Here is a 13,291-nt window from a genome sequence, read left to right on the forward strand (position 1 = left end):
CCCCCAAGGGGGAAAAAACCCCCCCCCCCCCCTTTTGTTTTTCCCCCCCTATAACAATCCCCGTTTCCCAACCCAAAGAAAAAACGGGGTGGGCGCCCCCTCCCCCAAACCCAAGCGGGATCCCAAACAAAAAACCCCCCCCCCTTGGCGCGAGCCTCGGCTTTTCCCCCCCCCCCCCCCCCCGCCAGTAACGCGATACCCAAAGCGCCAGTTGCAAAGCTCTGCCACCAGCGCCGACAAACTCCTAACCCTTTGCCAAAAAGACGCTCAATAAGCACGGTAAAAAACGGCGCACTGGCAATCGAAACCACCGTTCCCACCGCCACACCAGCCAGTTGCATCGACGTATAAAACGCCAGCGGATAGACGGCTAAAGCAAGCGCACTGCAAAGTAGCGCCGAGCGAAACTGCCACAACTGACGACGTTGATAAGCGATGATCTTGCTGGCGATCAGGGCTTGCAGCAAGCCGCCAACCCCCATGGAAAAAGCACCCGTCGCGAGGGGCGAAACCGCTTGGGTAAAGCTGGCCGCCGTACCGGTGGTGCCCCATAAAATGCAGGCAAGTAATATAGCCGCTGCGCCAGTTTGGTATTGGTTGGTGTCAGCTTTGCTTGTTATCTCGGCCATTTTTGCGCTCGTTTTCAATCGAATCTTGGCGCTATCCTAACCAGAGAAATTGCTTTTGACTTTGCTAAACGGACGCAAAAATTGCTTTGTCAGACGTTTTAGGTAGAAAAAAGCCCACTCGATGGAGTGGGCGAAAGCGTAATCGCATTTTAGGGGGATGTATTACGCCGTAGCTCGAACGCCTTGTTTGGCTTTTTCGCGCATGCCAAGCATGACGGTTAAGCCGAAGGCAACAGCAAAAGAGATCACCATGCCCACCACGTAGTAGCCGATCTTCTCTGGGTTGATTGAGATGACGCCTGGCAAGCCTGCCGCGCCTAGCGCCTGAGCTTTAACGTTAAACAGGGTGATAAAGGCACTGGAAACCGCCGCGCCGATGATCGCAGCAATAAATGGGTAGCGCAGTTTTAAGTTCACACCGAACATTGCTGGCTCAGTGATGCCTAGTAGCGCCGTGATACCCGATGGCAGCGCAATGCCTTTCAGCTTGGTCTCTTTGGTGGTGAAGCCGACGGCCAAAGCCGCTGCACCCTGCGCAACGTTTGACATCGCCGCGATTGGGAAAATAAAGGTGCCACCCGTAGTCGCGATGTCGGCTAAAAGCTGAGTTTCAATCGCGATAAAGCTGTGGTGCATGCCGGTGATCACAAATGGCGCGTAGATAAAGCCAAACAGTGCGCCGCCGATAAAGCCCGCCGAATCGTACAGCCAGTTCAAGCCGTCGCCCAACATAAAGCCAACATCACGAGTGATCGGACCTACCAGCGTGAAAGTAAGGAAACCAGTGATGAAAATTGCCAACATTGGAGTGAGCAAGTTATCGAGAACCGATGGCACCACTTTACGCAGGCCAAGCTCCACTTTCGCCAAGATGAACGCCGACACTAGCACAGGAAGCACCGAGCCTTGATAGCCTACTTTTTGGATTTCCAGACCGAGAATATTCCACGTCGGCACCGTACCAGAAACCGTCGCGCTACCAAAACCCCAGCCATTTAGGAGGTCAGGGTGAACCATCAACATGCCAAGTGCCGCGCCAAGGAATGGGTTGCCACCAAACTTGCGAGAAGCAGAAAATGCCAATAAAACAGGGAGATAAACGAAAGGCGCATTGGCAAAAGTGTTGATCATACTGGCGAGATCAGCAAGGCCCGGATTGGCATCAATCAACGATTGCCCATCAATAAACAGCCCCTTGGCGGTTAGCACGTTAAACAGACCCATCAACAGGCCGCCCGCGACAATCGCCGGAATGATAGGGACAAAAATATCCGACAAACCTTTGACCGCACGCTGCACAATATTCTGCTTTTCTGCGCCCGCGCTGGCAACGTCGTTGGTCGACATCTCTGCCATACCGGTGAGTTTCGCCATTTCGGCATACACTTGGTTGACGATGCCCGAACCGAAAATGATCTGGTACTGACCAGCGACCTTAAACTGGCCCTTCACCCCGTCTAGAGAATCAATCGCACTCTCATTGATCAGCGCTTCATCTTTCACGGCTAAGCGCAGACGTGTCGCACAATGCGCTAATGCCTGAATGTTGGCTTTACCGCCCAAATGTTCTAAAAGTTGTTTTGCTATGACTGGATAGTCCATAACTCACCCCGATTGTTGTTTCGTTTCAGTATAGTGGTTGACTGCGATTTTGTTTTCATTTTTGGGAACGTTTGCAAAACGAATTCTTGTCAATAAATCGCCATCGGTCAAAACATGCGGGTGAAATCTGTGAGTGGGATCGGCAAATTCAACGCAGAGGATCCGTAAAACAAGGGTAGAATCACGTTAAAAGCGGATTGAGATCGACCAGTTCTGCAATCAATCCCAAATGAAATGTGAAATAGGATGCTTTATGGCAAGTTTGCATGACGTCGCCAAAATGGCTGGCGTGTCCAAATCGACGGTTTCTCGGGTGATCAACGACGAGTACGGCGTAAAAGAATCAACAAAAATCAAAGTCTTACAAGCCGTTGCCGAATGTGGTTACGTCGTCAATCAAGTCGCCAAAGATTTAAAATCACAAAAGACCAATTTGATCGGGGTGATTGTACCGCGCGTCTCTTCCCATGCGACGGCGCAAGGTGTGGATGGCCTCACCGCCATTTTTGAACAAGCAGGAAAACACGTTCTGCTGGCCAATACACATCAAGTTCATGAAAAAGAACTTGAATATATTCAGATATTTAACCAGAAGCGTGTCGAAGGCATTGTCTTTTACGCCACCCATTTAGACGCGCCGCTGGTCAAAGCTATCCAACAATCCGCCGTGCCCGTGGTGCTGGTCGGGCAAGATGGCTCCATGCACAATATTCCCAGCGTGGTACATGATGATATGCGTGTCGGCTTTGAGGCAGGTAACCGCTTAGTCCAAGCGGGCTGCTCGCAAATCGGCTTTATTGGCGTGCAAAGGGATGACATCGCCGTGGATGTGCTGCGCTCACAGGGGTTAGAGCAATCTTTGGCGTTTCATCAACAAGCGATTTTGTTCCATGTTCGCGGCGATTTCTCTATTGAGTCGGGCTACCGTTTAGCGAAGGAACAGCTTAAAGCGCATCCTAAACTCGACGGCCTGTTTTGCGCCACCGACCGTTTAGCGGTGGGGGCGGTCAAAGCCTTGCAAGAAGAGGGCGTTCGGGTTGGCGAGCAGATCAAAGTGCTGGGCGTGGGGAACGATGAACTCGCTTACGTCAGCACACCCTCACTCTCAACATTCAACTATGCCTTTGATAAAGCAGGAGAAAATGCCGCAAAAATGCTACTTGAACGCATAGCGGGGCGCGGTCAGGAAATGAGTAAAGTGGTGCTTACCTTCCAAAATATCAGCCGCGAAACTTGCTGAGCTCCCCTCTCGGTTTTCTCTCTTTTGTGCCGGGTTTCTGTGCCCGGCCTCACACTCACTGACACTCTGCCCTCCTCTTTTGCCAGAAAGACTTGCCTAAATCTTCTTTGTTTTATATTTTTGAGAACGTTCCCGAATTTATTATTAGGTAAGTTATGTCACTAGAAAAGCTTATCGAACTCGCCGGCGGGCTCGATAATATCCAACGAATTTTGGCGCCGAAGGGGCAAGTGACGGTTGCCGTGATCGACGCAAAGCGCGTTACACAGCCCGACGCGGTCTGCGCCGAGTCTGTACTCGGAGAATGGCAACTGTCGATGGCGCGCGATGCCAGCATCAGCGATGAGGATCTTGCCAAGGTGGGTTTGGCTATCGCTGCTCGCCAGCGCCAACAAGCCTCGCAGTATCTGCAACCCACCGCTTGCCCGTATCGCCCACAATGGCACATTTCACCGCCACAAGGCTTACTCAACGATCCGAATGGGTTTATTTATCATCAAGGTGAATATCACCTTTTCTATCAATGGTACCCTTTTGCCTGTGAGCACAAAGACAAATACTGGGTACACCTGAAAAGCGCGGATCTCGTCAACTGGGCTTGGCAGTCCATCGCCCTCACCCCTTCAGATTGGTTCGATAGTCACGGGGTATTTTCTGGTCATGCGGTCAGTGATGGCGACGATTTGTGGCTGTTCTACACCGGCAACACACGCCTTGGCCATGAACGTGACAGACAAACCATGCAGTGTGCAGCTCGCCTTGATGCAAATGGCAAATTTGCCAAATTAGGGCCAGTGATCCGCACGTTGCCGCCCGGTGTCACCGAGCATATTCGCGACCCCAAAGTGGTGTTCAAACAAGGTCGTTGGCACATGTTGCTTGGTGCGCAGACGCAAGATTTGCAAGGCAGGTTAGCAGTGTACCACAGTGAGGATCTGCATGAGTGGCGGTTCGATAAGCTCTACGGCGACGAACTGGCACCGTATGGCTATATGTGGGAATGCCCGGATTGGTTTGAGATCGATGGTGAGCAGTTTGTCGTGTTCGGCCCCCAAGGCATCACCTCTGATAACCCGCACCACACCATAGTGCACCAAAACCGCATCTTTCGCGTTGAGCAGGATGCACAAGGCGGGTTCCATTTTCTGCGAGGTTGGGAACTGGACGCTGGCTTTGATTTTTATGCACCGCAAAGCCTGCAAACCGCCGATGGTCGCCGCGTAATGTGCGGCTGGATGGGGCTACCCGACGAAATTGATCACCCAAGTTGTGAGAACGGCTGGATCCACCAGTTCACCGCGCTGCGTGAACTTCGTTGGCAAGAAGGTCAAATTATCCAGCAGCCAACGGCCGAACTGGACGCTCTGCGCGGCGAAACACAATCACTGGCGCTAAGCGCCCAGCCAATCACGCTTGGTACTAAAAGCTTTGAACTGCAAGTCACTCTGCCTTGGGGCAGCGAACTGCACTTAATGCACGATGAGCAGCATCGCGTGGTGCTAGCTTTAGACGCACAGCAGCGAGTGCTGCGTTTTGATCGCAGCGCCACCGAGATTCGACAAGGCGATACCATTCGCGAACTCGCGCTCACGTCCGACAAAGTGAAGCTGCACATTCTAGCCGATAACTCTTCGCTGGAAATCTTCATCAATGACGGAGAAAAAGTGATGACAGGGCGTATCTTTACTCCGCCAGAGGCAACGCAAATCTCGCTTTTCCATGCTAAAGAGCAGACACACTTTACCCCGCTAAACGCCATGTCCTGGCCGTTTGCACCGCGCTAAAACGAAAAAAACCACCGCATGCCAACGGTGGTTTTTCTTTAGCCTATGGTGATATCTAGTCCATAAAATCCACGCTCGGCAAACTCTCAAAACCGGGCTTGGCAAAAAAATAACCTTGCATCAACGCCACCCCAGCCTCTTTTAGCCAGCGATATTCACTCTCACTCTCCACTCCCTCTGCAAGCGGAGTGATATTAAGATCGCGAAACATCGCCAAACAGTGCGTGACGATGGATTGGCGCGTTGTATCGCGGTCAATATCCCGAATCAAACCCATGTCCAGTTTAACAATGTTGGTTTGAAAATCCGCCAGCAGGCTCAAACCAGAATAGCCCGAGCCAAAATCGTCGATCGCGGTTTTAAAGCCTAACGATTGGTAATAGGAGACGATGCGCTCAACGTGCTGGCTGTCTTCGATTTTTTCGACTTCGGTAAACTCAAACATGATGTTTTCAGTCGGGAAATCATACTTTTTCGCCGCTTCCAGCGTGGTGCGAATGCAGCGCTCAGGTTGGTAAACCGCATTGGGAAGAAAGTTGATGCTCAGCATCGACTCGATGCCTAGCTTCGCCGCCAACGAAATGGCTTTGACGCGGCACAACTGATCAAACAGATAACGATTTTCGTCGGTAATACGAGAAATGATAGAAAAAGCAGGTTCGTTATTCAGCCCTCTAACCAAAGCTTCATAACCAAAGACACTTTGCGTGTGGCAGTTAATGATGGGTTGAAACGCCATCGAAAAATCGAAACCCAGCTGATTTTTATCAGCACAATTTCGGCAGGTTATTCGCTCGCCTTGCATCAATTCTTCTGCCATATCCTAGCCTTATTAGAGATTTACTCTAAAGACTAGCTGGCTATTGAGTTGAACGCAACTAGGCAAGCTGGCAGTTTACGCGTGGGAAAAGTGGCAAACGCTCCCCGATAAACCAATTCGCAATATGACAAGTTGCAGTATCTTTCGCTAACACGCTGTTGTGTGCTCTTTTCAACATCACGACCAACCTAGGTAGGTAGCAAGCATGCCAACGTTATCTTGTGTAGCTAGACTATACTGCAACTTCAGGGAACGATCCCGAAATAAAATAGAAAACTTTAATCTGATTCACGATCTGAATTGGTTTTGTGATCAAGGCAGACAAAAAACGACAACAGAAAAAAGGCGAGCTCTCGGCTCGCCCAAAACAGATTCACTCGTACCATCAAGCAAGAAAGGCCATAAGCGCCGCTTGATTGGGCAGTGCCGTCATCGCCCCTTTCTGCGTCGTAGCGAGCGCACCACAGCCATGCGCCCAAGTAATAGCCTGAGTAATGGCCTCAGCCGAGCGCCAATCCTCTGCGACAGACAACTGGTAGAGTAAACCGCCGACAAACGCATCGCCCGCTCCGGTCGTATCAATCGGCTTCACCACTTTTCCGCTCACCAACGTCTGCGTTTTGCCCGCCACCACTAAAGCACCCTTGGCACCTTGGGTGATTACCACCAGCGGCAGTACATAGCTTTCCAATACCGCCAAACCTTCTTCAATCGAGGCCGTTTGGGTGAGCAGCATCAGTTCTTCTTCGGAGAACTTCACCACATCCGCCAGCGCGACCGCGCGCATCACCACCTCGATCAGCTCCTGAGGTTTCGCCCAAACTTCTTCGCGCAAGTTTGGATCAAAGCTGACAAAACCGCCAGCCTGTTTCATCCGCGCGATCGCTTCAAACGTGCTGCTACGGCTGGGCTCGTTGGCCAAGGCAATCGAGCAAACGTGCAGCCACTCGCGCGATTTAAATCTCGGGATGTCAGTAGGTTGGAGAAATTGATCCGCGCTTGGCTTGACCATAAAAGTGAAGCTACGCTCACCGCTATCATCCAAGTCGACCACCACCGTTGAGGTGCGCTTTTCGCTATCTAGAGTTAAATACTGGCAATCCACCGCTTCATCGCTGAGTGTTTGCTGCATAAACCGCCCAAAGGGATCGTTCCCGACTCGACCAAAAAACGCGCTATCTCCACCTAGGCGAGCAATCGCCACTGCAACATTGGCAGGCGCGCCACCCGGACATTTAAGGTAGTGCGCTTCACCATCGGGGATCAAATCCACCACCGCATCACCCGTTACCCATACTCTGCTCATCTCAATTCTCCAAATATAGCCTGCGCTCAGTGTAAACCATGTACTTAAGATGAAAAGTCACGATGCTCAAACCGATCGGCGCTGAGTTTAAATTTGTGATCATGCAAAAATTTTTGTAGCGCCAAACATGCCTTTTTAAACCTTTTCCGGTATCGTTCCCAAGAAAGGGTAATTGTCACTGGCTGCAAACAATGATTGCAGCCAGTATCTTCCGTTGTTACTGGCATATGCTATTAACTCAATTTGCCTAACCAACGGGATCACCATGAATCACGCCCTCACCCTGCACAAAAGCTGTGCTGTCTGCGCCAGCGAACAACAAAACCCGTACAGCCTTGGAGTGGAATACCAATTGAGTGAAGAAAACCTCGTCTTTGCGCAGTTTACTCCGCAGGTTCGTCATATGGGCTATCAAAATCTGCTCCATGGTGGTATCGCCAGTGCCTTGCTCGATGGCGCAATGACGCACTGTTTGCTGTTGCAAAATATTCCAGCGCTGACGGCAAGGCTCGACGTTCGTTACCATGAACCGATTGCAATTGGCGAACAGGTGATGATTTTCGCCCGTTGCGATACGCAGAAACGGGGCATATATCAGCTTTCTGCCGAGCTGTGTGTTCAGGGGAAGGTTCATGTGAGCGCAAGTGGCAAATTTATTGTGCCAAAGCCGCAAAACTAGCGGGAACACTCACGGGGAGAAAGGCCAAAGTGGAGTGAAAAACGGCGGCTGAAGGCGGAAAGAGAATGGGCAGTAGAACTAGCCAAGCCTTGCTCGCCTAGCGAGAAGGGCAAAGCGTCATCGCTGACCGAAGAGACATCGTGATCTCGTCACTCGACTTCACACTATGGGCGTTTTGTCTTTCAGCTCATTCGCATTGAGCTTTACCGCTCATTTTGCCGGAAGAGAAAACTCCCTCTAGTTCAATATGATAGAAACCGCCGCCCAACTGGTTGATACCTAGTGGTTTAACATGTTGTTTTAATTTACTTGGCGGAATGTGCTAAACCACGATGTAAGCAATTATGACAAAAGCTATAATCCCTAATATTGTCCTCCGCCCAAGGTAAACCGACATGTTTTTTAATAACTCTCTGCAAAGAGAAAACCAACAACTAAAAGAAAGATTGTATTCGCTTGAACAGATAAATGAGAGCCTCAACAATGACATGTTGCGTATAACGCTTGATACGCAAGGGAAGGTCATTGACATCAACGCAAATTTTGAGCAAGAACTGGGTATTAAGCTCGCTAATATCTCTGGCGAATACCTCACTAACCTCGTTCCCAAACATGCTAGAGTTACCCCACATTATACGCGGATGAAAAGCGCCATTGAGAAGCGTGAACATTGGAATGGCGCCTTGCAAATAGAGAAAGGTAATCACCAAGAAGCTTGGCTCAGAGCAATTGTTCAACCTGTGATAGATATTAAAGGCAATGTTCAAAGCTTCATCGTTTTTGCCACTGAGCTAACCCGTACCATCAGTAAATCTCGCGAGCACGAAGATTTGCTCAAAGCGCTCAATCGCTCTACCGCTGTGATTGAATTTAACCTTGATGGCACAATTATCCGCGCCAATGAGAATTTCTTGCGCGGCATGGGATTTAGCAACAACGAGCAAATCGCCGGGAAACATCACCGCGTGTTTTGCCATAGCGAAGAAGCGAACTCTTCCGCTTATAAAGAATTTTGGAAAAAGCTGGCAGCAGGTCAGTTCATTTCAAACCGCTTTCAACGTATCGATAACTACGGACGTACCGTGTGGCTCGAAGCCTCCTACAACCCCATCCATGATGACTTCGGGGAACTGTATAAAGTCGTCAAGTTTGCTACGGTGATCACCGATCAAGTGAATCAGGAACAGGTTGTTGCCGAAGCCGCACATTTGGCTTACAGCATCTCTGAAGAGACTGGAAAGCAGACATCGCAAGGTCAAGAAGTGGTCAGAAGCATGATCGACAAGATGGAGAGCCTAGTCGAGCAGATGCAGCGTGCCACGCAAGACATAGAAAAACTGAAAGACGATTCACAGAAAATTGATGACCTCGTAGGCGACATTAGCGCCATCGCCGACCAAACCAACTTGCTGGCACTAAACGCGGCGATTGAAGCGGCGCGAGCGGGCGAACAGGGCCGTGGATTTGCCGTGGTGGCGGACGAAGTGCGCAAACTGGCTTCAAGAACTAACCAGACCACTAAAGAGATAGCCGATGTGGTGTCGGAGAATTTACAAGGAACCACCAAAGCGGTTGAACTTATCGCGGACTGCCAAGTGCAGGCTGGCGACACGTTGCAATTATCCAATCAAGCTGGGCAATTGATGGAAGAGATCAAATCTGGCGCGGAACAAGTCATCGAATCGGTCAGTCAATTCAACCAAAAGCTCTAAGCCGATAACAAGCAAAAGTGCCACTGGAATTCACCACTTGTGGCACAAAAGCAAAACGCCCACAGCAATGTGAGCGTTTTTTGTTTTTGCGGTCATCCGTTTGGGTTATCAGCCAATCAAACGTTCGCTGTTTTCCACTTGTTCATTCAGCGCGATGGTCTGCGCACGTTTGAAAAAGTTAAAGTCTGTTGCCGTCGCGCTGGTGTACGCGCCCATGGTACGACCAATTACCAAATCGCCGTTTTCCAGTTTTGGCAGCATGATGTTTTCCGCAATCACGTCCACACTGTCACAAGTTGGGCCAGACAACACGCTTGGCAATAGCTCACCGCCTTGTTTGATGGTCACCAATGGGTATTTGGCATCATCGAACATCAAACCACTGAACGAACCGTAGATACCGTCGTCTAGGTAATACCAGATCTGTCCTTCACGCTCGGCTTGCCCCATTACCGAAGCAACGCTAGTTACCGCTGGCGCGCAGATGAAGCGTCCGGGTTCAGCCAGCACATGCACCGTATCAGGCAATGCATTTAACGCTTGGTTAATCGGCGCACAAAACTCATCAATCGGCATCACTTGCTGAGTGTAGTTGACTGGGAAACCGCCACCGATATCGAGCGTGCTGAGTGCTGGTAGGCCCATTTCCACCACTTGCTGCATCACACGATGGCAGGTGTGGATCGCTTCTACATATTTATGCGGATTGGTGGTTTGTGAACCAACATGGAACGACAAGCCTTTAATGCGAATATTCCACGCTTGAGCGGTTTCAATGATGGTCAGTGCTTGCTCTGGTGAACAGCCGAATTTTTTCGATAAATCAGCAAACGCTTCTGAGTTGCGAAAGCTCAAACGCACCAACAATTCCACCTCTTCGCTGTACGCTTTGAACTTCGCCAGCTCATTGAGGTTGTCGACCACAAACACATTACAGCCATACGCCAGCGCATCGCGGATATCCGCATCACGTTTGATCGGATGGGTGTGGATGGTCAGCTCGGCCGGTACGCCTTCTTGCGCAACGAGATCGACTTCTCCGCTGGTTGCCAGATCAAAACTGGCGCCTTCCGCCAACAGCGTTCTGACCACAACTGGGTGCGGCAGTGGCTTGAGCGCGTAGTGTAACGTCACGCCGGGTAAGGCATTTTTCAGTGCACGGTACTGCTGACGAATAATATCGCAATCAAGCAGCAACAGCGGCGCGCCAAATTGTTCAACGGAAGATTCGATCAGCGCGATGTCGTCATTGGACAGCGCAGGAGAAGAGATAGATTGAAAACCAAATGCAGAATGAGCCATTGTAAACCTCCAAGTCTGTTGGGCACTTTTCATGTGAGTCGTGATGAAAAGTGGAGCGTCAATAAGAGCGCGCGGGCGCCGTCAAAGTCACTCTTGGATAGTTGCTCTATCGCCTTGCCACAAAACAGAATGTGATGTACTCGGATTGGCTATCATCAAGAAGCAGGGGGATAATAAGGTCATCGTTTACTCAGCACAATAAAAAATGTCCCACCTAAGGAAAAGATTTTTTATGGTAAAGACCACGATTATTTATGACTATATTTTGCATATCTATTTAACAAATCCTAATGCAATTGCATTTTCCCTTTTGGCTCGGCCTCTTAACGCTGATGAGGTACACTTGGCGCTTAAAGCAAAAGATAACAAGGCGTTGTGATGAATCTGGCTCTGTTTGACTTCGACGGCACGCTCACCAATGAAGATATGTTTTCACTCTTTCTCAACCATTCCGCCTCAGGCACGCGTAAGTGGGTGGGCCGAGTGGTGATCGCGCCGTTTTATCTGCTGTACAAAACCAATCTGTTGCCAAGTCATCTTATGCGCCCCATCGCCAGTTGGATCGCGTTTAAAGGCCGCCGAGAAGCAACGCTGCAAATAATAGGAGCGCAGTTTGCCCGTGACGTTATTCCACGTTATCTACGGCCGGAGGCGGTGGCGAAACTGGCTTGGCATCAACAGCGCGGCGATCGGATCATCTTGGTCTCCGCGTCGCTCGATCTCTATCTGCGCCATTGGTGCGACGCGCAAGGCATTGAGCTATTGTGCAGTGAAATGGCGGTCAGCCGCGGCCGGTATACGGGCAAATACCAACAAGGCGATTGCAGCAGAGAACAGAAAGTACAGCGGGTAAAACAGCACTGTCGACTAAGCGACTACAGCAAGGTTTATGCTTACGGCGACACCGAAGAGGATTGGCCGATGCTCAATATGGCCGATGAAGCGTATATGAATTGGCAGCGCGTGCGCACTGCCAATCGTTAGTCGCGAGACTATTTCCAAACGCCCCACTCTCCGGTGGTGCCCGGTTCCTCACCTTTGGTCCACCATTTGGCCGTCCATTCGCGTCCGTTGTGGCTCACGACATCGCCCGCCTGATAAACTTTGTCTTTACTCCAAAGGTTGTCTGGCTCGGTCGGCGGTGTGGTATCGCCTTTGACCAGCGACAGCGCGTAACTGAAATTGGCGCTTGGCGCATGGACTTGGTTGGCAAACAAGTTGCGCGTATCGAACATATAGTGGTTCATCTCCTGATGCCAGATACCGATGTACCAATCTTTATGCTGCTGACCATTGAACTGCCCTGCCAGCTCTGCCGCCCAAGTGCTGGTGTTGTTGGCGCTGATCGGTAAAGAGAGATCCACCAGCTCTGCGCCGGACGCATCAAAGGTTCTAAAACGCACCGTATCTCCCGATTCCACCGTAAAGCCTTGCGGAACAAAATAGCCCAGCACGCTCAGGTTGTTACCCGGCTCAGTCGGTGGATCCGTCGGGTCGGTTGGAGGTGTGGTTCCTCCGTCTTTGAACGTGATGTCGCTACAGTTGTAGAAGCCTTCGCCACCGGCATCAACACGCTGCCAGCGAGTGTAGAGAATGGCATCACCGCTGCGCCCCGCCGGAAAGCTGACCTTAATGCGATAGCGTTTTTGCTCATCCACCGCCACATCGCCAGCGCTATCGATCAGCTCGAGATCATCCCACGTCAGTGGCAAAGAAGGATCGTAGCTTGGTTTGGTGAGATAAAATTCCCAGTAAGAGGGGTTATGCGGCACCACGCCAGCAAACACTAAATCCAGCTGATTGTTGGCATCCAGAGAGACATTGCTTCTTTGCCAATCGGGCGAAGGCAAATTCAACCCCGCTTTCGCCGCATCGCCCGCCGAGCACAGCTCGCCATTGGCCACAATCGCTTTTACATGGGCCATATCACGATAGTTAGGCACATTGGCAGAGACTTCATTGCGCTGCACAAATGGATACGCGCCAGAGACATCATACGCCGCCTGACACGCCTGATTAGGGATTTCATTTGTCCAGAAACCGCCATCTTCATAACAGATGTTTTGTCTCGCATTGGGGTATTCGACCCAGCCATGGGCACTGACATTGCATGCGCTGAGCGCGGCGATAACACTCGCCCCCAAGGCAGACAGAGTAATTGTATTTTTCATCCTGATCCCTTTTGATTCTCAAAACGTTACGTATTGAAAACCTATC

The 13,291-nt window shown here is 50.7% G+C and carries 11 protein-coding genes; 5 read left to right on the top strand and 6 right to left on the bottom strand.

From position 1 onward, the window contains the following. Positions 1–629 (bottom strand): EamA family transporter (locus UF06_RS08140; protein WP_052702534.1); only part of this gene is annotated, 629 nt, incomplete at its 3' end. Positions 630–791: 162 nt separating this feature from the next. Then, on the bottom strand, positions 792–2,231 hold the full coding sequence (locus tag UF06_RS08145; RefSeq protein ID WP_045570003.1) for a sucrose-specific PTS transporter subunit IIBC: 1,440 nt from the start codon (positions 2,229–2,231) through the stop codon (positions 792–794). A gap of 253 nt (positions 2,232–2,484) precedes the next feature. Between UF06_RS08145 and UF06_RS08150 the strand changes: the two genes are divergently transcribed. Both UF06_RS08150 and UF06_RS08155 read left to right on the top strand, forming a co-directional pair. Beyond that, on the top strand, positions 2,485–3,471 hold the full coding sequence (locus tag UF06_RS08150) for a LacI family DNA-binding transcriptional regulator (protein WP_045570004.1): 987 nt from the start codon (positions 2,485–2,487) through the stop codon (positions 3,469–3,471). A gap of 155 nt (positions 3,472–3,626) precedes the next feature. After that, positions 3,627–5,255, top strand: coding sequence for a glycoside hydrolase family 32 protein (locus UF06_RS08155; protein ID WP_045570005.1), 1,629 nt, complete (start codon positions 3,627–3,629; stop codon positions 5,253–5,255). A 55-nt stretch (positions 5,256–5,310) separates the two neighbouring features. Here UF06_RS08155 and UF06_RS08160 read toward each other — a convergent pair whose 3' ends face one another. Both UF06_RS08160 and UF06_RS08165 read right to left on the bottom strand, forming a co-directional pair. Then, entirely contained in the window at positions 5,311–6,075 is a 765-nt protein-coding gene (locus tag UF06_RS08160) for an EAL domain-containing protein (RefSeq protein WP_045570006.1), read from the bottom strand. Positions 6,076–6,460: 385 nt separating this feature from the next. Further along, positions 6,461–7,381 (bottom strand): aminoimidazole riboside kinase, encoded by a 921-nt coding sequence (locus UF06_RS08165; RefSeq protein ID WP_045570007.1) that lies wholly within the window; start codon positions 7,379–7,381, stop codon positions 6,461–6,463. Positions 7,382–7,646: 265 nt separating this feature from the next. Here UF06_RS08165 and UF06_RS08170 point away from each other — a divergent pair, with 265 nt between their 5' ends. After that, complete coding sequence (locus UF06_RS08170) at positions 7,647–8,060, top strand: PaaI family thioesterase (protein WP_045570030.1); 414 nt, start codon at positions 7,647–7,649, stop codon at positions 8,058–8,060. A 395-nt stretch (positions 8,061–8,455) separates the two neighbouring features. Continuing rightward, the gene (locus UF06_RS28170) at positions 8,456–9,772 is read left to right on the top strand and encodes a PAS domain-containing methyl-accepting chemotaxis protein (protein WP_045570008.1); all 1,317 of its coding nucleotides are present in this window, start codon (positions 8,456–8,458) and stop codon (positions 9,770–9,772) included. A gap of 108 nt (positions 9,773–9,880) precedes the next feature. On the opposite strand, the gene UF06_RS08180 is transcribed toward UF06_RS28170, so the two are convergent. Next, the gene (locus tag UF06_RS08180) at positions 9,881–11,074 is read right to left on the bottom strand and encodes a type III PLP-dependent enzyme (RefSeq protein WP_039463817.1); all 1,194 of its coding nucleotides are present in this window, start codon (positions 11,072–11,074) and stop codon (positions 9,881–9,883) included. A 378-nt stretch (positions 11,075–11,452) separates the two neighbouring features. Between UF06_RS08180 and UF06_RS08185 the strand changes: the two genes are divergently transcribed. Then, positions 11,453–12,058, top strand: a complete 606-nt coding sequence (locus UF06_RS08185; protein WP_045570009.1) for an HAD family hydrolase — start codon at positions 11,453–11,455, stop codon at positions 12,056–12,058. An 8-nt stretch (positions 12,059–12,066) separates the two neighbouring features. Here the strand turns inward: UF06_RS08185 and UF06_RS08190 are convergent, their stop codons facing one another. Further along, complete coding sequence (locus UF06_RS08190) at positions 12,067–13,245, bottom strand: lytic polysaccharide monooxygenase (RefSeq protein ID WP_045570010.1); 1,179 nt, start codon at positions 13,243–13,245, stop codon at positions 12,067–12,069. Positions 13,246–13,291: the final 46 nt, after the last annotated feature.

This window comes from Vibrio sp. S234-5, from assembly GCF_000960595.1.
Lineage (GTDB): Bacteria > Pseudomonadota > Gammaproteobacteria > Enterobacterales > Vibrionaceae > Vibrio.

What these genes read in the sequence shown, in the direction of transcription:
- UF06_RS08145 (WP_045570003.1), bottom strand. Translation starts at nt 2,231, where the DNA reads ATGGACTATCCAGTCATAGCAAAACAACTTTTAGAACATTTGGGCGGT.
- UF06_RS08150 (WP_045570004.1), top strand. Translation starts at nt 2,485, where the DNA reads ATGGCAAGTTTGCATGACGTCGCCAAAATGGCTGGCGTGTCCAAATCG.
- UF06_RS08155 (WP_045570005.1), top strand. Translation starts at nt 3,627, where the DNA reads ATGTCACTAGAAAAGCTTATCGAACTCGCCGGCGGGCTCGATAATATC.
- UF06_RS08160 (WP_045570006.1), bottom strand. Translation starts at nt 6,075, where the DNA reads ATGGCAGAAGAATTGATGCAAGGCGAGCGAATAACCTGCCGAAATTGT.
- UF06_RS08165 (WP_045570007.1), bottom strand. Translation starts at nt 7,381, where the DNA reads ATGAGCAGAGTATGGGTAACGGGTGATGCGGTGGTGGATTTGATCCCC.
- UF06_RS08170 (WP_045570030.1), top strand. Translation starts at nt 7,647, where the DNA reads ATGAATCACGCCCTCACCCTGCACAAAAGCTGTGCTGTCTGCGCCAGC.
- UF06_RS28170 (WP_045570008.1), top strand. Translation starts at nt 8,456, where the DNA reads ATGTTTTTTAATAACTCTCTGCAAAGAGAAAACCAACAACTAAAAGAA.
- UF06_RS08180 (WP_039463817.1), bottom strand. Translation starts at nt 11,074, where the DNA reads ATGGCTCATTCTGCATTTGGTTTTCAATCTATCTCTTCTCCTGCGCTG.
- UF06_RS08185 (WP_045570009.1), top strand. Translation starts at nt 11,453, where the DNA reads ATGAATCTGGCTCTGTTTGACTTCGACGGCACGCTCACCAATGAAGAT.
- UF06_RS08190 (WP_045570010.1), bottom strand. Translation starts at nt 13,245, where the DNA reads ATGAAAAATACAATTACTCTGTCTGCCTTGGGGGCGAGTGTTATCGCC.